The sequence below is a fragment of the Collinsella sp. AM18-10 genome (assembly GCF_003471585.1).
Taxonomy (GTDB): Bacteria; Actinomycetota; Coriobacteriia; order Coriobacteriales; family Coriobacteriaceae; genus Collinsella.
Map to the genome: position 1 here is coordinate 125100 of NZ_QRJO01000003.1, position 19548 is coordinate 144647.

Here is a 19548-nt window from a genome sequence, read left to right on the forward strand (position 1 = left end):
TTCGATCTCGGCTGACTTATGGAGCTAGCGTTGTGTTATTCTAGAACAGACGTTCGTGAATGATGCGCGGGGCCTTGTCTTGCGCTGTGCTTGTGGCGAGGGGAGGTTGGCTTGGTCATTTTGGGTATCGACCCTGGTTTGGCCCATACGGGTTGGGGGATTATCGAGGAGCGGCGTGGCGAGGTTCGTTGCCGTGCCTACGGTTGCATCGAGACCAGCGCGGGCAGCCCGCTCGCGGTGCGCCTGTCGCATATCGCCCGCGACCTCAAGGGTGTCGTGGAGCGTTATCGACCCGATACCGCTGCTATCGAGAGCATTTACTTTGGCGCCAACGTTCGCTCGGCCATCCCCACGGCGCATGCCCGCGGTGCTGCGCTCGTGGCGCTTTCGGAGTGCGCGCTCGAGATTGGCGAATACACGCCCATGCAGATCAAACAGGCCGTGGTGGGCACCGGTGCCGCGGACAAGCGACAGGTCGCCTACATGGTGCGTACGCTCACACAGCTCGATCACGACCCGCATCCCGACCATGCCGCCGATGCTCTGGCTTGCGCCATCTGCCACGTTAACCTCAGCCGCACCCGGGCGCTTACCGGCGGCGAGTTCTATCAACAGAGAGGAACCGGATACTGATGATCTCCCAGCTCCATGGAACGCTTGTCGAGGCCACGATGAGCTCGGCCGTTGTCGATGTATCGGGCGTGGGCTTTGAGCTCGGCATTTCGGGCAGCACTGCCGCCACGTTGCCCACACCCGGCGGCGAAGTTCGCCTCTATACCCGTATGCAGGTGCGTGAGGACGCCATGACGCTCTTTGGCTTTGCCTCCAAGGACGAGCGCACGATGTTCGATCGGCTCGTGTCCGTCTCGGGTGTCGGTCCGCGCCTGGCGCTTGCCGTGCTCTCCACCTATACCGTGGGCCAGCTGTATTCCCTGGTAATGGCCGAGGACGACAAGGGTATGGCCAAGGTTCCCGGTGTGGGCAAAAAGACCGCGCAGCGTCTGATTCTGGAGCTCAAGAGCACCTTTGCCAAGGACAAGGGCTTTGTTCCGGTCGACGTGATTCCCGGACAGGTTGCGATGCCCGTGCCCGCCGCCGCTCCTTCGGCGATCGATGACGCCCGTGCAGCACTCCTTTCCATGGGCTTTAGCCCGCAGGAGACCGATGTTGCCCTGAGCGGGTATGATGGGCAGAATATGCGTGTCGAGGATCTGCTCGGCGCGGCGCTTAAGCGACTTGGAATGGATGCGTGATGTGGGAAGCCGATGACTCTCAGGACCTGTGGGCGACGCCCGGCAGCTCGCCGGCGGCATCCATGGCGCACGGTGAGCGCATGGTGGGCTCGGAGCTGACGCCCGAGGACCTCGATGTCGACCGTACCCTGCGCCCCCAGCGCTTGGATGACTACTGCGGTCAGGAGCACATCAAACAGAGCCTTCGCGTGCTGATTGAGGCCGCGCAGAGCCGTGGCGAGACGCTCGACCACGTGATCTTCTCGGGCCCTCCGGGTCTGGGTAAGACCACGCTGGCTACGGTTATCGCCAACGAGCTGGGCGCTCAGATCAAGACGACGAGCGGTCCGGCCATCGCGCGCACCGGCGACCTGGCGGCCATTCTGACTAACCTGCAGCCGGGTGACGTGCTGTTTATCGACGAGATCCACCGCCTTAACCGTTCGGTCGAGGAAGTTCTGTATCCCGCGATGGAGGACTTTGCGCTCGATATCGTGATCGGCAAGGGTCCGGCGGCGCGCTCGATTCGCCTGGATATCCCCAAGTTCACGCTGGTGGCGGCAACGACTCGCTCGGGCATGTTGACCGGCCCATTGCGCGACCGCTTTGGCATCTCGTATCGCCTGGATTACTACACGGTCGAGGAGCTCGCTCAGATCGTGACACGCTCGGCGACCATTCTGGGCGTGACGATCGACCATTCCAGCGCACTCGAGATCGGCTCGCGTTCGCGTGGTACGCCGCGTCTTGCCAACCGTCTTCTCAAGCGCGTGCGCGACTACGCGCAGGTGCGCGGCAACGGCCCCATCGAGCTCGATATCTGCCGTCAGGCGCTCGAGTTCTTTGAGATCGATGAGCTTGGTCTGGACTGGATGGATATTCGCATTTTGGAGACACTCGCCAAGACGTTCTCCGGCCGTGCCGTGGGCCTGACGACGCTTGCCAGCGCGGTGGGCGAGGACCCGGGGACGCTCGAGGATGTCTATGAGCCTTATCTGCTGCAGTGCGGCTTGATGATTCGTACACCGCAGGGTCGCCAGGCAACCCTGCGCACATTCGAGCATTTGGGTATTGAGCCAACCCTGTAGGAATGGGCTTGTTTTAGCGCATCTGTAGGCTATCGCTGAGCATTGGATAAACATATCGCCGTTTGTCGGTTGCGGGTGCTTTACTATTGCGCGCCCGTGCTATGCTGAATTGGTCTTTTTCTCATCCGGTAACGAAAGGACCGTCCATGCCTACTGACATCGAAATCGCACGTTCCGTCACACCGCTGCCCATTACCGAGGTGGCCAAGAACGCCGGTGTCGACGTAAAGCACCTGATTCCGTACGGCTTCGACAAGGCTAAGGTCGACTACTCTCTGCTCAACGAGCCGACCGATCACCAGGCCAAGCTCGTCCTCGTGACCGCTATCAATCCCACGCCCGCAGGCGAGGGCAAGACCACCACGACCATCGGCCTGGCCGACGGCCTGCGTCGCCGCGGCGTCAAGAGCGCCGTGGCCCTGCGCGAGCCTTCGCTCGGTCCCGTGTTTGGTGTGAAGGGCGGTGCCGCCGGTGGCGGTTGGGCCCAGGTCATCCCCATGGAGGACATCAACCTGCACTTTACCGGCGACTTCCATGCTATTGGTGCCGCCAACAACCTGCTGGCAGCCATGCTCGACAACCATATTCAGCAGGGCAACCAACTCGGTATCGATGTTAAGCGCATCACCTGGAAGCGCGTCGTCGACATGAACGACCGTCAGCTGCGCCATGTCATCGACGGTATTGGCGGCAAGGCCCAGGGCGTGCCGCGCGAGGACGGCTTCGATATCACCGTTGCCTCCGAGGTCATGGCGATCCTGTGCCTGTCCACGAGCATCAACGATCTTAAGGAGCGCTTGGGCGAGATTGTTGTCGGCTACAGCTATGCCGGCGAGCCCGTCCGCGCACGCGACCTTAAGGCCCAGGGAGCTATGGCCGCACTGCTCAAGGATGCGCTCAAGCCCAATCTGGTGCAGACGCTCGAGGGTACGCCCGCGTTTGTCCACGGCGGTCCCTTCGCCAATATCGCCCACGGCTGCAACTCTATCATGGCCACGCGTATGGCCATGCGTTTTGGCGATGTTGCCATTACCGAGGCCGGCTTCGGTGCCGATCTGGGCGCCGAGAAGTTCCTCGACATTAAGTGCCGCATGACGGGCGTTCGCCCCAGCGCCGTCGTGGTCGTCGCGACCGCTCGTGCGCTGAAGTACAACGGTGGCGTCGCCAAGGCCGACCTCAACGAGGAGAACCTCGAGGCACTCAAGGCTGGCATGCCCAACCTGCTGCGTCACGTCGACAACATCCAGAACGTCTACGGTCTGCCCTGTGTGGTCGCCATCAACCGCTTCCCGACGGACACCGAGGCCGAGCTCGAGCTCATCGAGTCCGAGTGCCAGAAGCTGGGCGTCAATGTGAAGCTGTCCGAGGTCTGGGCCAAGGGCGGCGAGGGCGCGCTCGATCTGGCCGATGAGGTCATGCGTCTGATTGAGCAGCCGAGCGAGCTCAAGTTTGCCTACGAGGACGGTGCCGATGTGGCCGACGCCCTCGAGGCCGTTGCTACCAAGGTCTACCGCGCCGACGGCGTTGACTTTACGCCGGCTGCCAGGCGCCAGCTCGCCGAGCTGCGCGAGAACGGCTTTGGCAACCTGCCGGTGTGCGTGGCCAAGACCCAGTACAGCTTTAGCGACAACGCCAAGGCGCTGGGCGCTCCCGAGGGCTTCCGCATCACGGTGCGCGAGCTCAAGGTTTCCGCCGGTGCCCACTTTGTGGTCGCGCTGACCGGTAGCGTTCTGACCATGCCGGGCCTGCCCAAGGTTCCCGCGGCCGAGAACATCGACGTCGATAACGACGGCAACATCACCGGCTTGTTCTAAGCCTGCTGCTCATAGCCGCTTGCCCGCCCCGTCGCGCCTACCAAGGCCCGGCGGGGCTTTTTGATCCTTAGGCCCGCGCATGTCTTGTAGATACCGACGGCCTTTGCCCATCACAGGCTTTTGCGCGGGTAGAATGCATGGATAACTTGATGCTCACGAGCGACGGAAAGGAATCGTTGCATGGATCAGGACAAGACAACCGTGATGGGCGGCTACGGTTCCGCGCAGGCTGGCGATAGCGCCGATGCGACCCGCGTTGTTCCTAACCCCGGTTATACCGACCCCGCCGCGACACAGCCTTCTGCCGAGCCCACCCGGGTTATGGGCTATGGCGACTCGGCGCAGGATTCTTGCGCTGCATCTTCGCAAGGCCCCTATGGCAACGCAGCTCCGGACCCGTTTGATTACGCGCCGCAGGATTCTTATGCCGCCTCGACACCGAATCCCTATGATGACCTGCCGCAGAATCCCATTCCGCAGCCTCAGCAGACGACGTATATGCCTCGCACGGCGCAGCCTCGCTACGAGTCGCGCGAGCCGTATCGCGAGTACCCCAAGTCGATACCGCAATATGGCGAGGACGAGGAGAAGAAGCCGTCGCGTTCGTCGAGCGTGATCAAGAAGATCCTCATCGTGTTGGCGATCTTCTTTGCTCTCTCGGTTGTGTTTGCCATTGTGTCGGGCATGCTCAACAAGCGAGGGAGTTCAACGGCCGATACCGCTGCCGAGCAAACCGAGTCCGCCTCGTCTAGCACCGTCGATCTGAGCGATATCCCGGGGCAGTACTGGTCCAACGCCAAGAAACTTCTCAAGTCGCGCGGCGCCAATCTTTCGAATGCCGTGGTCCTGACTGATGATGGCTCAACGCCCGTCATCGATGCCAACTGGGTCGTTACTTCTGCTTACTATAACGACAGCGGCAACCTCGAAATTCAACTCACGCACAAGAACAGCTCGGGCAACTCGTCCGACGGCCAAAGCGGTACCGACAGCTCGAGCTCCAATACGCTGGAGGACTTGAGCAACAAGGCACAGGAGTTGGGAGACAAGGCGCAAGAGCTGGGCGATACGGCGCAGAACCTAGGCGACACCGCTCAGAACCTGGGTGATATGGCGACGGATGCCTGGAACGCACTGCAAAACGGCATCTCGGGCGCGCAGGGAAACTAGCTGTTAAGCGGGCTACAGTTGCTCGGCCGGACGCTCGGGCGAGCTAAAGCCCGAATCAAACGTGACGACGCACGAGACGTCGGGCCGGCGCTCGTGCACGATGCGCGTGACGAGCTCCAGCAGCTCCTCGTCGGATATGTCAAAGCCGTCGGGACGCACCAGGTCAAGCGAAACGAACCCGTCGTGCTCGTGCAGGTCGTGGATGGAGAGCGCGGGGTCGATCTGCATGACGCCGCGCTTGACCCAGCCGCGTAGGTCGTCGCCGGTGGTGGCGATGGGGTCGCAGTGCAGCGTGATACCGATGCCCATCTGCCGTTTGATATCGTGCTCGATGGTGTCCAAAATCTCGTGGTGCTCAAATGCGTCGCCCTCGCCGGGCATCTCCACGTGGGCGCTGGCAAACTGACGACCGGGGCCGTAGTCGTGCACCATGAGGTCGTGTGTGCCCAAGACCTGGGGGTACGACATAATCCTGTCGCGGATTTCCTGGACGAGCTTGGGGTCGGGCGCTTGTCCTAACAGCGGGCTGATGGCGTCGCGCACCAGGCCCAGGCCGCTGATGCAGATGAAGATGCCCACACCCAGGCCTGCCCAGCCATCGAGGTCAAAGCCGGTCGTCTGCGAAATAAGCGCCGCCACCAGGACCGAGCCCGAGGTGATGACGTCGTTTTTGGAGTCCTGTGCTGTGGCGATGAGCGTCTCTGAGTCGATGCGGTCGCCCAACGTGCGGTTGAACGCGGCCATCCAGAGCTTAACGAGCATGGACAAGACGAGGGCGGCTAAGGAGAGCACCGAATATGCAGTGGGGGAAGGCTTGATGATCTTAGTGACCGACTCGAGGATCAGGTTGATGCCGACGGCGCAAACCAGGACGGCGACGAACAGACCGGCTAGGTACTCGTAGCGACCGTGGCCATAGGGGTGGCCTTCGTCTGCCGGGCGGCTGGCAAGGCGGAACCCGAGCAGGCTCACGATGTTGCTCGAGGCGTCGGAGAGGTTGTTGAAGGCGTCGGCGATGAGCGAGACAGAGCCGGCGAGCAGGCCCGCGATGCCCTTGGCCAGGCACAGAGTGACGTTGAGGCCAATGCAGATGAGGCTTGCGGCGAAGCCCGCGTTGGTGCGGCAGGAGGTATCGACCGGCTCGCCCTCGCTGCCGGGAACAAGCGTATGTACCAGCCGATTTACAAATAGCATAGCGGTCGTCCTCACAATCATGTTTAAGGGGATAGTGTAGCTCGCGCGGAGGCGCTGTGCACCGATGCTCAGAAAATGCAGTAATGGTCTGCCGGTGCTAACGAGCGGGCCTTCTCGTCTGCCTGGGTGGTCCATTTTGGGCCACATGGGTATGGGCATGTGCCTGTTTGCTCGACATACTTAACGTCGATAGCCCCTGTGCAAAGGAGGACGTTTCCATGGACGAGATGTTTGCCATTAAATGTCAAAACTGCGGCGGCCCTATGTACTCGCACCAGGCTAAGCGCAGCTTTGAGTGCGCCTATTGCGGCGCGGTCATTCCGTGGCAGGCGGACGCCGGAGAGCCCAAGAGCGCTTTGGGCATTCGCCATACGCCGTTGACGGTGGTGGATGGACTGCTCAAGCTCACGCATGTGTCGCAACTCGAGCGCCCGGAGGACCCGGACTGGTATTTCTTCAATTCGCACTGGCGCAATCAGTCGGTCCTGGAACATCTGCTGTGGGAGGATCGCGGCACGGCGCAGGAGTTCCAAGAGGCCACGCATGTGAGCATTCCTTGCCCCTTCTGCGGAGCGTCCTTTGAGGGCGAGTCAACGCAGCGTGTGTTTGAGTGCCCGTCCTGCGGCAACAAGATCGGCATTGCCGACCTGCTCAAGCCCGGTACGTTTAGCAAACGTCTGACCATGGGCGTGGGTGCGGAGTATGTGCCGGAGCAGGGTATTCCCTGCGAAATCTCACCGCAGCAGGCACGTGCCAACGCACTGCAGCTGGTGCGCCAGTACCCGGATGCCTTTGCCGGGCACGAGGTGGAAGACGCAATCCAAAACGACATGATGCTCTTCTATTTCCCCATGGCGCTGGCGGACCTGCGTATGATGGCGAGCTTCCCGGGCAAGGGCCTGAGCAAGGAAACCCTGGTGTACTACGAGGTGCTCGACTGGGCGTATCCGCGGGCAAACTATCTGGATGTTCGCCTTATGGGCATTTTGGAGCCGTGGGACTTTGCCAAGGTTGGGCCGTTTGACCCGGCCATGCAGGAAGGTGACTTTCGCGTTGTCTCCGTCGATGCGTCTACCAAGGACCAAGTGGTCATTGATAAGTTGGCGCTCGACATTGTCGGCAACGATGCCGAGGCAGTGCTTGGGCTCAATAAAAAGAGCATCCGAACCTGGGCGCGCAAGGCCCGCAAGCATAAGGACGGTCTGGTGATGGTGCCGGTCTACTTTGTCGATCGTCCGGCGACGGACAGCCGCGACGGCGAGCAAGTGCGCATCGCTGTGAACGGCCAGACGGGCCGCGCGGCCGCGGTGGTGTTTAGCGACAAGCGCGAGACGCATGTGGTGGCACCGCTCAACCCGAGCCTGCATCTGTCCGGCGAGAGCACCGTGCACGCCACGCCCATCGAGGTCAAATACGTTAAGTCGCCGTTTCTGTACCAGATCGTGCGCCGTGGAGGCGGCGAGCAGCAGCATCAGGTGGCAGCGGTCGCCGAGGGTTCTTACCGAGAAGAAAAGCCCAAACGCAAGGGATTGTTCGCTGCGATTTTTGGTAAGTAGGGGAGTGGTGCCGGGGCGTCGGGCTGCATCGCAAGGTCATGAGACGAACTTAAGACTGCTGGGAACGTGCTACCATTGCCGATAGCCTTAATCTTGTAAGAAGCGGAGGCCAGATTATGGGTTTTGCGGATCAGCAGCTTCAGCTTCAGGTACCGTATTCTCCTGACGACACGTTTAATGCCTTGAAGGCAGCTATGGAAAAGCTGCCTAAAGTAAAAGTTGATAGTGCATCGCCCACAACAAGAACAGTTGCAGCCGAGATTGGTATGAGCCTTTGGTCTTGGGGCGAAAATATCAGTATTTCGGTTGTTCCAGTTGAAGGCGGATCTGGCGTTACTGTCAAGTCGTCATCTAAGGTCAGGGCAAACGTATTAAACGGGGGCAAAAATGCAAAGAATATTGCCGAGATAGTCGATGCCCTATCGAAGGAGCTCGAGCGGTATCCGCAGGTTTCACGGACTATTGAGACGCTGGCGGATAGTGGTTGATGTAGTTGCAAGGCTTGAGAGGCTTGCAGCACTGTGTGAGAGTGGAGTACTTACCGAGGAAGAGTTTGCTGCAGAAAAGGCAAAAATCCTTTCGTAATCAGACATGATGGTTGGATTTGCATTCTATTATTGAACTTGTTTATACCAGGCTGAAAACATCGTGTGTAATAAAGGTGCGTAGTAGTCTCGTCTTGATTGGCAGATGTAAATAAACGGTGGAACGGCTGTAAAAGAGCCTTGCCACTGGGTAAAATCAGGATGTGCCGCGGAACCCGCTCCTCAGTCGGTCAACTTTGGAAGCGCGGGCAACGCAGGTATTATCGTCTAAAGGGCCGGGTGCAACCGGCCCTTTGCATGACTCCCTTCGCTATCCGTTACTGCTTATATTCCCGCCAGATCGAGTAGAGGTTCCGGACGATGCCGGTTACATACATCGAGAGGCGCAGGATTTCAAGAAACAAGTTCATAGGCTTCACCCCAATCAGAGATTAGAGCGTTGCCCGCAGGCGGATTCCGCGGCAGGCATAATTCTACCTCACGGGCCGCGGTGGAGGATAGCCTGCCCCCTGGTTTTGAGCAGTGTCGATCTAACGGGCAATCAAGCCTCTAGTTCTCTTTGAATTGAGCAAGCATCTGCCCGAAGAAGCTTAGTTCGGATGGCTCATAAATGATCGAACCGCCGTCCGCGGTCCTGTAGACCCCGCAGGGGAGGTAACGCCCGTCGGGGAAGACATAGAGGCTGGCTTCCTCCTTCAGTCCTACTGGAAATAGCGGAATCCCGTTTTCGTCCACTTGGAACTCGTCTATATTTGCGATCTTCCTCTCCATGATGCCTCCTGCCTTATTTCTTGAATGGCGCCTTAAAACAGGCAGCTCTCAATCAGCTCTTTGCCGCGCAGAGTGTCGATCCACTCCTGTGGGATGGCTTTGAGACCGTATGCCGTGCCGGCGAGGGCGCCGGCGACGGCTGCGGTGGTGTCGGTGTCGTCGCCTAGGTTGACGGCGGCAAGCACGCAATCTTCGTAGCTGTTAGTGTTGACGAAACACCAGGTGGCTGCCTTAAGCGTGTCGCGCACGAAGCCACCCGACCTGATCTCCTGCTCAGGCACGCCTTTCAGATGGAGCGCCCACGAGGGGAGCACGTCGTTCATCACATCCCTCATCAGCTCGACAAATATGATGCATGCGTCGGTCGACGTTCTGTGGGCGTGCGTAATCGCGGAGACCTTGCTGACCTCTTCGTCTGTCGCATCGGTGAACGCCAGGGGAGCGATGCGCATGAGCGATCCGTTGCCGTTGTCGCGCTCGCCGGAGCCTCCTTTGCCGGTGCGCAGGGCGCGGGCGGTCGTACCGCCGTAATCGAAAACGCCGTCGATCGTATACTCGCCACGGGCAATCCAGCTTACGAACTTGTCGCGCATGTCCGCGGTGTCGATGTGCCCGAGCTCCCTAATCGAGTCGCAGGTAGCAAGCGTCATAGATGCGTCGTCGCTCCAGGTGCCGGCGGGTTGCCCATGCGTGCCGTAGCCGATCATGTCCGTGCATTCGAACGTACCGCGGGGCCTGAACTCGTAGGGAACGCCCAGCGCGTCACCGACGGCAAACCCATAGATGCAGTCGCGCAGTGTTGTTTTCGGTCTGTCTGTCATGGAAAGCTCCTCTTATCCCGGGTGATGTGGAGCGCCGTCGGGGGTATCGGTCGCAACGTGCCGCTACCCTTGCGCTTCGCCATTAGTCGCTTCGTTGATGGCGCGGTACTCGGCACTCAGCTCGCGCGCCAGCTCTTCCTTGCTTGGAAGATACGGCAGGTATTTGGCGGCAAACACTTGGTCGTTGTCTTCGGGCAGCGTGTACTCGACGATCGAATCGCTTTTGTCCGCGCAGAGCACGATGCCTATGGGCGGATTGTCGCCTTCGTTCATGAGCTCGCGCGTGTAGTAGTTCATATACATTTGCATCTGGCCCAGGTCCTGGTGCGTAAGATCGTCCGTCTTAAGGTCGATGAGCACGAAGCAGCGCATCAGATAGTTGTAAAACACAAGGTCAATATAGAAATGGCGCCCATCAAAGGTGATGCGCCTTTGGCGCGCCTCGAAAGCGAAACCACGGCCAAGCTCCAGCAGGAACTTCTGAAGATGCGTGATGAGCGCCTGCTCTAGATCGCTCTCGCGAAACGCAGTATCGTCCGAGAAACCTAAAAACTCCAGCACATATGGGTCGCGGATGATATCCTCGGGGCGACGAGCCGGGGCGCTCTTTTGGATTTCCTGGGTGACGGCCTCCTTGTCCTTGCTGACAAGCAGGCGCTCGCGGAACATGGTGTTGATCTGGCGCTCGAGCTGACGCGTGCTCCAGCGAGAATCGGCACATTCGTTCATGTACCATGTTCGAGCATCAGGGTCGGTTATACGCGATAACCTGCGGTAATGTGTCCAATTCAATTCGGAACGCAGCGCGTTCCGAATTGGGAACGCAAGATAAAACTGACGCATGTATCTTAAGCTTCTGGCGTTGAAGCCTCTGCCAAAATCCTTAGTCAATCTAACGGCAAGTTCGTCGATCAGTGCATCGCCATACTTGGCGCGCTCCTCTCCGCCCTGCTCATCAACAATGCTCTTGCCGATCTCCCAATATGCCTCAACCATCGCAAAGTTAACGGCGGTATAGGCCTTGTTGCGAGCGGCGTTGAGAATCGAGGAAACCTGCTTGTAAAGAACTTCTGGCACGATTGCCGATTCCCCGCGGTTTACCAGTTCATCCATCAATATCGCCCGACTTTCCTCTTGAGGAGTGCATCTTTATTGTCTTTAGTTTAAAGCCTCGTGCGGACACGGATTCCAGTGCTCTGAGCGCGATCGCGAAAAGGGTTTGCGGCGACTAGAATGTGATGGTGAAGGCAGTTTTAACTCTAACCATGAGAGCGATGCGTATGGACAACAACACGCTGCTGTTTCAGGACAAGGGTTCGGGTAGGTTTAAAGACGTCAAGATCTACCCTAACCGCATTGAGGTGCTCAAGAAGGGCTCTTTCGGCGGCAAGCACACCGAGATTGTCTATCTTAAGGACATTACGGGCGTCAATAGAATCAAAGGCCGCGACGTTTTCCTACGTAACAGGCTGTTGACTGCTTGTGTTTTTAGCCTAAGCAGTCGTGCGAAGGCCCAGGAGTTTGTTAACGCGCTGAATATGGTGATGTAGCCTATGGCGGCGTTCGGGCCAAGGTAAAAAATGGGGGGCGCAGAACGGTGTCCTGCGCCCCTCGTCGAGTCGATGTGTCAAAAGGGTCGGCTTGTCTATTCGCTATCGTCCTCAGCGTTTTCGCGGTCATTTGCAAGCATCGCTGCGCCAGCGACTGTCGTCGCCACGGCGGCGGCGGCGAGCCCGGCGGCGATGCCAGAGCCGTCGCCTGTGCCGGCAAGCTTTTCGCCTGAGCCCTTGCGCTTGTTGCCCTTGTCGTTCTTGTCGGCGCCGCCTGCGTTGGTGCCGTTGCCGTTGCCGTCGCCGGTGTCCGTAGCGCCTGCGTTGCCCGAAGCCGTCACGGTAAAGCTCGCGGCTCCGTCATTAGCGAGCTTGTAGTTTTGCGCCGCGTCGCCCAAAAGGCCTTTCGCGCGCACCCAGTACGTCCCTGCGGCAAATGTTTCGCCCTCGGCCATTGCCGTGCCCGGAGCGCCGTTCGCGTCGTGCACAAACTCGAGCTGGGCCGTGCAGGCATCGGTTTCGAGCTTGCCGTCGAGCAGCGCCGTGATCTTGGCGCGCACGTCCTCGCCGGCCTTAAGGCCCTCGAGCCCCTCAAAATGGGGCGTCAGCGCGCGCGGGTCGATATCGATGGGCACGGAACCCTGCAGCCCCGTAACGGTCTTGTTGCCCAAGGCGTCGACATCCACATATTCGATGGCAAACGCATGGCCCGAAGCCGCCACGTTGAGTACGTTGCTGCTGTCGACAAGGCGGAAATGGCCCTCGCCAACGGTCTTGCCATCCTGGAGCGAGGCATCGCTCAGCGAGTCGCCATACGTCATGCGCATGCGGGTCGGGAGATAGCACGAAACGGTCTGCTTGTGCTGCGCATCGTTGTAATTGCGCTGGTAGATGCTTCGTGCCAGTGCCGCATCAACAAAGTCGGATGCGATGATGCCAATGTGCTTACTGCAGTCCTCTTTTGTGCCCTCAACTCCGGTATTGTTTATATACGAGCTCTTGTACAGGTGCTCGTCGACCACTCGCGCTGCGGTAAAAGGGTTGTTTTGCGTGCAGCTCGTGTAGTTGATAAACCAGCAGCGCTCCGTTGCCTGCGCCGTTGTCCCGTCCGCGGCAGGGACATCTACGGAGTTACGTTTGAGTTCGGTCGCTGCCTTCAAGGCCATATCGACCCAGTCGATCTTACTGGATCCCGTGCAGCTGTAATGGTCTTGGGCATATACCTTGGTGCAATAGGGCTCTTTGTCGCCTGTATTGCCCGTAGCCTCAAAGCCTCGCGCGTCTTGGACGAGGCACATGGACTTTCCGGAATGCACCTTGATTTTGTCGTCCCATTCGGTGAGGTCGAGGCCCCACGTGTGGCCGTCTACGCTGTCGCCGGCGAGTTTAAATCGACGCAGCAGGACGATCTTTCCGCGCACCTCGTTCAGTGTGGGGACATGGCTCGACGTATAGAACAGATCGGAGTTATTGCCCATAACATTGGCGAAAGCCGTCGTAACGCTTTCGTCGGTAGCTTCGTCGTTGCCTCGTGACACAAGCATGATGAGCGCTTCTGACGGGTGTTCGTTCAAAAATGTTTTGAAGTAACCGATGACATTGGAGAGCTGCATATAGCCCCCGTCTTTTTTGAGCACGTAGCATATTCCATGATCGATGCCGGGGTCGCCGTTCTTGTCGTTCTTTCCAAGTCGGATATCAAAATAGCGAATGCCTTCGAGCAACTGCGTGGGGATGTAATCCTGCTGGCACTTTGCAAGCGAGGTTTGGGGCTCGGTGTCGTTGTCGACGCTGCAGGTGCCCGAATCGTGAGTTCCCGGGATGCTCAGCTCGTCGAGGTACTTGCTGCCATCGACGTGGCTCATCCAACATGGTCCGTCGACGTAGCTGCTATACGTGGTCCAGTCGATACTGCTAACTGTGGCATTGGTCTTGTCCATGCTGTAGCCGACAAGTTCGAGCTCCCACGGAATGCTCTTACTCTTATGGCAGATCTTATTGTTGTCCTGGTCTTTGCCGTCCTTTTCTATTGCCAGGTACTTAATGTCTTTTTTCTCGGTTTCTTTCTCGACCGTGCGGTCTCGGATGATGTAGGTTCCGTTTTGCTGGCGATCGAACGCAAAAGAGCGGCTGGGCTTGTCGTCATGCTCGCCACTCCATACGTGGATGACCTTTCCATCTTTGTCCGAGTCGCCATCGACCGACCAAATGCTGTAGCCCGTCTTCTTGTGCTCTTCGAAATTGAGCAGGGTGCGGATGGCATACCAATTTCTATTATCTGTATCGGTCCCTACGTGCTCAAGGATGAGCTTGCTGGACGTGCCGTCGTTAAACAGATGGCAGACGTTGCCCTTGAAGTTGCCGTCTTCGTTGACGCTCGCGGTGCGAAAATAGCCCGCGGGGCGAAGGCGAATGACGAACTTGTCGAGGTTGACCGCTGATGTGGGCGTGTCTTCTGCAAATGCCGCGCGCATGGGATGGCCCAATCCCGCGGTTTCGGGCAGGCTTGCAAGCGGCGACAACGCCGCGAGTCCAAGGCCCAGCGTAAATGCTCGACGACTGATGGCATGATGTTCGGTCATAACTCCTCCATTCGCAGGGTGCGGTTATGCACTCATTTTGGTAACTATACCGTCCAGATGTCTAAACGTGTTGGCTTAATTGTCTGCGCGGCGCTATAAATCGGCGGGCGGACATGTTGAGGCGCCTGTCTATTGGTGCTACTGGCGCGCTTGGGATAGTTTTGGAGTCCGGCATCCTCGCGTTCACCAGCTACCGGCATAAGAAAGGGAGGGCCGGTGAGCCGACCCTCCCTTGGTACGAAGCGCTGGGTCACTGTCGCTTGCTTGCGCTGCGCCCGTGTTTCCCGTTGCGCTCGCCAGTCGCTTAGCGCTTGATCTCGATATCGTCGAGCTTAACGTCCATGGCCTCAGTCTTGGCCTTGGCGATGTCATCGGCAAATTCCAGGGACTTCATCATGGCTTCGACGGCGTCCTTGTGCTCCTCGACGTTGTCGATGCGCACGTAGACGCTGCCGCCCTCAACGTCGGTGAAGTACTCGGTCGTCACGCCGCCCGAGTGCGTAAAGTAGGCGCTGCGCCAGGTCTTGCCGTTGTACTTAACGGGATCGCTCTCGGTCCATCCGGAGTTGGCCTTCCACTTTGCCTCGTAGTCGAAGAGCTCGTCGGCGTTCTTGTCAGAGTCGAAGACAGGGATGAAGCGGTCGCTGGCGTGCTCGCTCTCGGTGAACTTAAACTGGGCCCTGTCGGCGGTGTCGCCTGCGACGTCGGTGATCTCGACGCCCTCCGGGACCTCGACCTTAAACCAGATGAAGTCGGTCCTCATGTCCACGGCCGGCTTTTCTGCGCCGCCGCCCCCACCGCTGCCGGCAGCGCCGCCGCTTCCACCACAGCCTGCCAGGGCAACTGCGGCAAAGAGACTGATGCAGAGGGTGAGAATCGCAAAGGCCTTCTTTTTCATGGTCGTGTCCTCCTCGGTCTGTAACCGCCCATGGATTACCTGTCTTTACTGTACGCGCGAGCGGCTCGTTCGGGTGGGCCATGTGTCCCATTCTGGGGGCCGGATTTGCGCCGACAAGTGGCAATATGCCCGGGCGCAAAAGAGGGGAGGGCCGGTGCTGCCGGCTCTCCCCGGGATGAGGTGCCCGTTGTTTTAATGGGGTGCGTGTACGCGGGCGTGTGCGGGATTCAACTACTTGATCTCGATGTTCGAAATCTCAACTTCGCGTGCCTCGGAAACCGCCTTCGCCATGTCATCGGGGAATTCGATGGAGTTGAGGAGCGCCTCGGCTTCTTTCTTGTGCAGGTCGAAGTTTGAGATAAGGACGTAGACGCTTCCCGGCTCAACGTCGGTAAATAGGAGGGTCGAGACGCCGCTGTCATCCTCGTACGTTCCGACGAGCCACGTCCTGCCGTTATACTCGACGGACCCGCTGTCCTTCCACTGGAACGTATCACCTTTCTTTTCTGCCTGGTCGGCGTGGGATTCCTCGGCAGTCAGCGCTTTTTTCCAAACGGGGATAAAACGATCGGCCGAGGCGTTCTCGTCTTCGGGGAAGGTGAGCTGGACCCTGTCGGCATTCTTGCCGGCGGAGTCGCTTACGCCGACGCCCGCGGGCATCTCGACCTTAAACCAGATAAAGTCGGTCTTCTTGGCGACGGGGGCCTTTTCCTTGCTCTCGCTCTTGGTGCTGCCGCCTCCGCCCGATGCGCTCCCGCCGCAGCCGACAAGGGCAAACGCGGCAAAGAGGGCGATGCAAAGGGAAAGGATCGATAGGGTCTTTTTCTTCATGGTGGCGTCCTCCTTGTCTGCCAGGGACATCATGTGCCGCGGATCGCTGGGGCAGCGGTGACGCATGCACATGATGCCTTTGTTTACTGTGCGGTTATTCCTCCATTCGTCGTCCGGTGCCGTGATGAGCTTGCCCCAACATAGGGCTCCTTACCTATATGTATGCCCCAGTTGCCGCTGCCCGGAAGTCTCGAAAGGTGGGCCATGTGTCCCATGTTTGCGGTGCCGACGCCTATCGTTCGTCATAGTAATCCGCGATGGCCAGGTGCGCTGACGCTCGAGTACTTATGGGCTAGACTTAGCACCATTATGTGATCGATGCGGTCGGTCGGCGGTTGCCACCCGACCGATGTATATGACTTGAAGGTGCATGTGTATGAGCCAAGAGATGATGGACAAGACCTGCCGCGGGTTTGCCGAGGCGCTGGCCGCGCGCGAGCCGGTTCCCGGCGGTGGCAGCGCGAGCGCCTTTGTGGGCGCGCTGGGCGCCTCGCTGTGCGGAATGGTTGCCCGCTACGGTGCGACCAATCCCGCGCTTGCTGATCGTGCGGATGACCTGACGCGTGCGTTTGCCCATGCTGATGAGCTGGCCCAGGAGCTTGTCGAGTTGGTTGCCGAGGACGTTCGTGCCTATGGGCAGGTGTCCGCGGCGTACGGTATTCCGCGTGACGATCCGGCTCGAGCGATCGCGATTCAGGATGCGCTGCATGTGGCCGCTATGCCGCCGTATCGCATTATGGATGCCTGCGGGCGTGCACTGGCGCTGCTCGAGGACATGGCCGACAAGGGTTCGCGTCAGCTGCTGTCCGATGTGGCGTGCGGCGCCGTGTTCTGCCGTTCCGCTATGCAGGGCGCGAGCTTGACGCTCTTTGCGAACACCACGTCTATGAAGGATCGCGCTCGTGCTGAGGAGCTCGAGACGGCGTGTGATGAGTTGCTCGACACGTGGTTGCCGCGCGCCGATGCGCTGGCGCGCCGCGCCGCCGACGCTGCAAGGAAGAGAGGATAGCCATGGCTGAACTGCTGAAGGGTGCCCCCGTTGCTCGCGCTTTGACTGAGGAACTTGCTGCTCGCTGCGTGGCTTTGCGTGAGCGCGGCGTTGTGCCGACGCTGGCCATCGTTCGCGTGGGCGAGCGCGAGGACGACCTGTCCTACGAGCGCGGTGCGCTCAAGCGCTGCGAGAAGGTTGGCATTGAAGCTCGCCGCATTTTGCTTCCCGCCGATGTTTCGCAGGACGAGCTGTTGACGGCCATCGAGGACATCAATACCGATTCGTCTGTTCATGGCTGCCTGATGTTCCGCCCGCTGCCCGCCGGCCTTGACGAGGACGCGGTTGCCGCAGCGCTCGATCCTGGCAAGGACGTTGACTCTATGACGCCGGCTTCGCTGCTCACCACGCTTTCGGGGCGCGGCGAGGGTTTTGCCCCCTGCACAGCCGAAGCCGTGCTTGCTTTGCTGGATCATTACGGCGTTGAGCTGGATGGAGCTAAGGTTGCTGTGGTCGGGCGCTCGCTGGTGATCGGGCGTCCTGTTGCCGCCATGCTTACGGCGCGCAATGCGACCGTGACGACGTGCCATACGCATACGCGCGACCTTGCTGCCGAGTGCCGTGCTGCCGACATTGTGGTTGCCGCCGTTGGACGCGCGCGTACGATTGGCGTGGATGCGGTTCGCGAGGGCCAGACGATCATCGATGTTGGCATTAATTGGGACGAGGCCGCTGGCAAGCTGGTCGGGGACGTCGATTTTGATGCTGCGGAGCCGGTTGTTAACGCCATCACGCCCGTGCCGGGCGGCGTGGGCGCTGTGACGACGGCGATCCTCGCCAAACACGTGATCGAGGCGGCCGAGCGCGCATCGAAATAGGTTTTTGACCACAAGGGCTGCCGAGGCCGTGGTTTCGCCCTTTTTGTGCCGAAGCGATACACTGTTGCCGTTTGATTTCTTCGCTCAAGGAGGATGCGCATGCCGTGCACAACGATTTTGGTTGGTAAGAACGCGAGCTACGACGGGTCGACGTTGGTTGCCCGCAACGAGGACTCGTCCAACGGGGTGTTTGAGCCCAAGCGTATGCGCGTGGTGCATCCCGACGAGCAGCCGCGCGTCTACACGAGCGTCCTGAGTCACCTGACCGTTGAACTGCCCGATAATCCCATGCGCTACACGAGCGTCCCCGATGTTATTCCCGGTCACGGCATTTGGGCCGAGGCGGGCTTCAACGAGCTCAATGTGGGCATGTCCGCAACCGAGACGCTCACCACCAACGAGCGCGTTCGCGGCGCCGACCCGCTCGTGGACTACGTGCCCGCCAAGGGCAACGAGGGCGAGGACGGATACGTTCCGGCACAGCCCGGTGGCCTGGGCGAGGAGGACATGGTGACCCTGGTGCTGCCATATGCCAAATCCGCCCGCGACGGCGTACGCATTCTGGGTGACCTGCTCGAGCGTTATGGCACCTACGAGAACAACGGCATCGCCTTTAGCGACGTGGACGAGATCTGGTGGCTCGAGACCATCGGCGGCCACCACTGGATCGCCAAGCGCGTGCCCGATGACGCCTATGTGACCATGCCCAACCAGCTGGGTATCGACAGCTTTGACCTGGATGACGCCGAGGGCGCCCAGGCCGACCACATGTGCTCCGCCGACCTGCGTGCCTGGATGGCCGAGTGGCATCTGGACCTGACGCTGGGCGTCGATGGCGACGGCCCGGCTGCGATCTTTAACCCGCGCGAGGCCTTTGGCTCGCACAGCGACAGCGACCATGTCTACAACACGCCGCGCGCGTGGTACATGCAGCGCTGCCTTAACCCCAGCGATGTGTGGGACGGCCCCGACGCCGACTACACGCCCGAGAGCGATGACATCCCCTGGAGCCGCGTGCCCGAGCGTAAGGTGACCATCGAGGACATCAAGTACGTACTCTCGAGCCACTACCAGGGCACGGAGTACGACTGCTACGGCAGCAAGGGCACGCCCGCCACGCGTGGCGCTTATCGCCCCATCGGCATCAACCGCAACAGCCAGCTCGCCGTGTTGCAGCTGCGCCCCTATGCGCAGCCGGCCTATCGCGCCGTGCAGTGGATGGCCTTTGGTTCCAACTCGTTTAACGCGCTGATTCCGCTGTACGCCAACGTCGAGACCATGCCCGAGTACTATGCCGACACGCAGGCTCGCGTGACGTCCGAAAACTTCTACTGGGCCAACCGCCTGATCGGCGCGCTGGCTGACGTTCGCTTCCATGAGTGCGGCCGCGCCGTGGAGGACTATCAGGAGAAGGTCGGTGGCATGGGCCACAAGCAGATTCATGACGTCGACGCCGCCGTAGCTACCCTGCCCGAGGCCGAGGTGCCTGCCGAGCTCGCCCGCGCCAACGAGGAGTTTGCCGAGCGTGTTCGTGTAGAAACCGATGCCCTGTTGGGCAAGGTGCTCTACACCACGAGCTGCGCCATGAAGAACTCTTTCGCGATGAACGACAACGTGAGGTAGGGATTTC

At 59.8% G+C, this 19548-nt stretch carries 19 protein-coding genes; 12 read left to right on the plus strand and 7 right to left on the minus strand.

Translation table 11 applies throughout. The annotated features are described in order from the left end of the window. Nucleotides 1-111: 111 nt before the first annotated feature. The 5 genes from ruvC (at nucleotide 112) to DW211_RS03595 (ending at nucleotide 5304) form a co-directional block, all read left to right on the plus strand. The gene (ruvC, locus tag DW211_RS03575; protein ID WP_035137351.1) at nucleotides 112-633 is read left to right on the plus strand and encodes a crossover junction endodeoxyribonuclease RuvC; all 522 of its coding nucleotides are present in this window, start codon (nucleotides 112-114) and stop codon (nucleotides 631-633) included. After that, complete coding sequence (ruvA, locus tag DW211_RS03580) at nucleotides 633-1253, plus strand: Holliday junction branch migration protein RuvA (RefSeq protein ID WP_117735947.1); 621 nt, start codon at nucleotides 633-635, stop codon at nucleotides 1251-1253. Before ruvC ends, ruvA begins: the two co-directional genes overlap by 1 nt. Next, nucleotides 1253-2320, plus strand: coding sequence for a Holliday junction branch migration DNA helicase RuvB (gene ruvB / locus DW211_RS03585; RefSeq protein WP_118259245.1), 1068 nt, complete (start codon nucleotides 1253-1255; stop codon nucleotides 2318-2320). The genes ruvA and ruvB overlap by 1 nt, the downstream gene beginning before the upstream one ends. Before the next feature lie 146 nt (nucleotides 2321-2466). Continuing rightward, a complete protein-coding gene (locus DW211_RS03590; RefSeq protein ID WP_118259247.1) occupies nucleotides 2467-4134 on the plus strand; it encodes a formate--tetrahydrofolate ligase in 1668 nt (555 codons plus the stop codon). 180 nt (nucleotides 4135-4314) lie between these two features. Then, nucleotides 4315-5304 carry a hypothetical protein gene (locus tag DW211_RS03595; RefSeq protein ID WP_118259249.1) on the plus strand — a complete coding sequence of 330 codons (990 nt, stop codon included), beginning with the start codon at nucleotides 4315-4317 and terminating at the stop codon, nucleotides 5302-5304. Nucleotides 5305-5316: 12 nt separating this feature from the next. Here DW211_RS03595 and DW211_RS03600 read toward each other — a convergent pair whose 3' ends face one another. Next, the gene (locus DW211_RS03600) at nucleotides 5317-6498 is read right to left on the minus strand and encodes a cation diffusion facilitator family transporter (protein ID WP_118094763.1); all 1182 of its coding nucleotides are present in this window, start codon (nucleotides 6496-6498) and stop codon (nucleotides 5317-5319) included. A 218-nt stretch (nucleotides 6499-6716) separates the two neighbouring features. Here DW211_RS03600 and DW211_RS03605 point away from each other — a divergent pair, with 218 nt between their 5' ends. The 3 genes from DW211_RS03605 to DW211_RS10425 all read left to right on the plus strand — a co-directional run bounded on the left by DW211_RS03605 (nucleotide 6717) and on the right by DW211_RS10425 (nucleotide 8639). Then, nucleotides 6717-8054, plus strand: coding sequence for a hypothetical protein (locus DW211_RS03605; RefSeq protein WP_118259251.1), 1338 nt, complete (start codon nucleotides 6717-6719; stop codon nucleotides 8052-8054). Nucleotides 8055-8170: 116 nt separating this feature from the next. Beyond that, nucleotides 8171-8542, plus strand: a complete 372-nt coding sequence (locus tag DW211_RS10110; protein WP_158568477.1) for a DUF1499 domain-containing protein — start codon at nucleotides 8171-8173, stop codon at nucleotides 8540-8542. Continuing rightward, the gene (locus tag DW211_RS10425; RefSeq protein WP_118259253.1) at nucleotides 8469-8639 is read left to right on the plus strand and encodes an SHOCT domain-containing protein; all 171 of its coding nucleotides are present in this window, start codon (nucleotides 8469-8471) and stop codon (nucleotides 8637-8639) included. The genes DW211_RS10110 and DW211_RS10425 overlap by 74 nt, the downstream gene beginning before the upstream one ends. Nucleotides 8640-9148: 509 nt before the next feature. On the opposite strand, the gene DW211_RS03615 is transcribed toward DW211_RS10425, so the two are convergent. The 3 genes from DW211_RS03615 to DW211_RS03625 all read right to left on the minus strand — a co-directional run bounded on the left by DW211_RS03615 (nucleotide 9149) and on the right by DW211_RS03625 (nucleotide 11268). Beyond that, nucleotides 9149-9370, minus strand: a complete 222-nt coding sequence (locus DW211_RS03615; protein ID WP_118259255.1) for a hypothetical protein — start codon at nucleotides 9368-9370, stop codon at nucleotides 9149-9151. 32 nt (nucleotides 9371-9402) lie between these two features. Then, nucleotides 9403-10191 carry an ADP-ribosylglycohydrolase family protein gene (locus DW211_RS03620; protein ID WP_118259257.1) on the minus strand — a complete coding sequence of 263 codons (789 nt, stop codon included), beginning with the start codon at nucleotides 10189-10191 and terminating at the stop codon, nucleotides 9403-9405. 63 nt (nucleotides 10192-10254) lie between these two features. Further along, nucleotides 10255-11268: a YhcG family protein gene (locus tag DW211_RS03625; protein ID WP_148334027.1), complete on the minus strand. Its 1014-nt coding sequence runs from the start codon at nucleotides 11266-11268 to the stop codon at nucleotides 10255-10257. A gap of 203 nt (nucleotides 11269-11471) precedes the next feature. Between DW211_RS03625 and DW211_RS03630 the strand changes: the two genes are divergently transcribed. Next, nucleotides 11472-11741 carry a hypothetical protein gene (locus tag DW211_RS03630; RefSeq protein ID WP_147357234.1) on the plus strand — a complete coding sequence of 90 codons (270 nt, stop codon included), beginning with the start codon at nucleotides 11472-11474 and terminating at the stop codon, nucleotides 11739-11741. 95 nt (nucleotides 11742-11836) lie between these two features. Here the strand turns inward: DW211_RS03630 and DW211_RS03635 are convergent, their stop codons facing one another. The 3 genes from DW211_RS03635 to DW211_RS03645 all read right to left on the minus strand — a co-directional run bounded on the left by DW211_RS03635 (nucleotide 11837) and on the right by DW211_RS03645 (nucleotide 16052). After that, nucleotides 11837-14323, minus strand: a complete 2487-nt coding sequence (locus DW211_RS03635) for a phosphatidylinositol-specific phospholipase C (RefSeq protein WP_118259263.1) — start codon at nucleotides 14321-14323, stop codon at nucleotides 11837-11839. A 304-nt stretch (nucleotides 14324-14627) separates the two neighbouring features. Further along, nucleotides 14628-15221 carry a hypothetical protein gene (locus DW211_RS03640; RefSeq protein ID WP_118259264.1) on the minus strand — a complete coding sequence of 198 codons (594 nt, stop codon included), beginning with the start codon at nucleotides 15219-15221 and terminating at the stop codon, nucleotides 14628-14630. A 231-nt stretch (nucleotides 15222-15452) separates the two neighbouring features. Beyond that, nucleotides 15453-16052, minus strand: coding sequence for a hypothetical protein (locus DW211_RS03645; RefSeq protein ID WP_147357235.1), 600 nt, complete (start codon nucleotides 16050-16052; stop codon nucleotides 15453-15455). Nucleotides 16053-16428: 376 nt separating this feature from the next. Here DW211_RS03645 and DW211_RS03650 point away from each other — a divergent pair, with 376 nt between their 5' ends. From DW211_RS03650 to DW211_RS03660, 3 genes are all read left to right on the plus strand, one after another. Then, nucleotides 16429-17061 (plus strand): cyclodeaminase/cyclohydrolase family protein, encoded by a 633-nt coding sequence (locus DW211_RS03650; RefSeq protein WP_158568478.1) that lies wholly within the window; start codon nucleotides 16429-16431, stop codon nucleotides 17059-17061. A gap of 2 nt (nucleotides 17062-17063) precedes the next feature. Continuing rightward, nucleotides 17064-17918, plus strand: a complete 855-nt coding sequence (locus DW211_RS03655; protein WP_118259269.1) for a bifunctional 5,10-methylenetetrahydrofolate dehydrogenase/5,10-methenyltetrahydrofolate cyclohydrolase — start codon at nucleotides 17064-17066, stop codon at nucleotides 17916-17918. A gap of 99 nt (nucleotides 17919-18017) precedes the next feature. Beyond that, the gene (locus DW211_RS03660; RefSeq protein WP_118259271.1) at nucleotides 18018-19541 is read left to right on the plus strand and encodes a C69 family dipeptidase; all 1524 of its coding nucleotides are present in this window, start codon (nucleotides 18018-18020) and stop codon (nucleotides 19539-19541) included. The last annotated feature ends 7 nt before the right edge of the window (nucleotides 19542-19548 follow it).

Bases quoted from the DNA above. Each gene is read 5' to 3' on its own strand.
- ruvB (WP_118259245.1), top strand. From the start codon at position 1,253: ATGTGGGAAGCCGATGACTCTCAGGACCTGTGGGCGACGCCCGGCAGC.
- DW211_RS03600 (WP_118094763.1), bottom strand. From the start codon at position 6,498: ATGCTATTTGTAAATCGGCTGGTACATACGCTTGTTCCCGGCAGCGAG.
- DW211_RS03640 (WP_118259264.1), bottom strand. From the start codon at position 15,221: ATGAAAAAGAAGGCCTTTGCGATTCTCACCCTCTGCATCAGTCTCTTT.
- DW211_RS03650 (WP_158568478.1), top strand. From the start codon at position 16,429: ATGAGCCAAGAGATGATGGACAAGACCTGCCGCGGGTTTGCCGAGGCG.
- DW211_RS03660 (WP_118259271.1), top strand. From the start codon at position 18,018: ATGCCGTGCACAACGATTTTGGTTGGTAAGAACGCGAGCTACGACGGG.
- DW211_RS10110 (WP_158568477.1), top strand. From the start codon at position 8,171: ATGGGTTTTGCGGATCAGCAGCTTCAGCTTCAGGTACCGTATTCTCCT.
- DW211_RS03615 (WP_118259255.1), bottom strand. From the start codon at position 9,370: ATGGAGAGGAAGATCGCAAATATAGACGAGTTCCAAGTGGACGAAAAC.
- DW211_RS03595 (WP_118259249.1), top strand. From the start codon at position 4,315: ATGGATCAGGACAAGACAACCGTGATGGGCGGCTACGGTTCCGCGCAG.
- DW211_RS10425 (WP_118259253.1), top strand. From the start codon at position 8,469: ATGCCCTATCGAAGGAGCTCGAGCGGTATCCGCAGGTTTCACGGACTA.
- DW211_RS03630 (WP_147357234.1), top strand. From the start codon at position 11,472: ATGGACAACAACACGCTGCTGTTTCAGGACAAGGGTTCGGGTAGGTTT.
- DW211_RS03620 (WP_118259257.1), bottom strand. From the start codon at position 10,191: ATGACAGACAGACCGAAAACAACACTGCGCGACTGCATCTATGGGTTT.
- DW211_RS03635 (WP_118259263.1), bottom strand. From the start codon at position 14,323: ATGACCGAACATCATGCCATCAGTCGTCGAGCATTTACGCTGGGCCTT.
- DW211_RS03590 (WP_118259247.1), top strand. From the start codon at position 2,467: ATGCCTACTGACATCGAAATCGCACGTTCCGTCACACCGCTGCCCATT.
- DW211_RS03605 (WP_118259251.1), top strand. From the start codon at position 6,717: ATGGACGAGATGTTTGCCATTAAATGTCAAAACTGCGGCGGCCCTATG.
- ruvA (WP_117735947.1), top strand. From the start codon at position 633: ATGATCTCCCAGCTCCATGGAACGCTTGTCGAGGCCACGATGAGCTCG.
- DW211_RS03655 (WP_118259269.1), top strand. From the start codon at position 17,064: ATGGCTGAACTGCTGAAGGGTGCCCCCGTTGCTCGCGCTTTGACTGAG.
- DW211_RS03645 (WP_147357235.1), bottom strand. From the start codon at position 16,052: ATGAAGAAAAAGACCCTATCGATCCTTTCCCTTTGCATCGCCCTCTTT.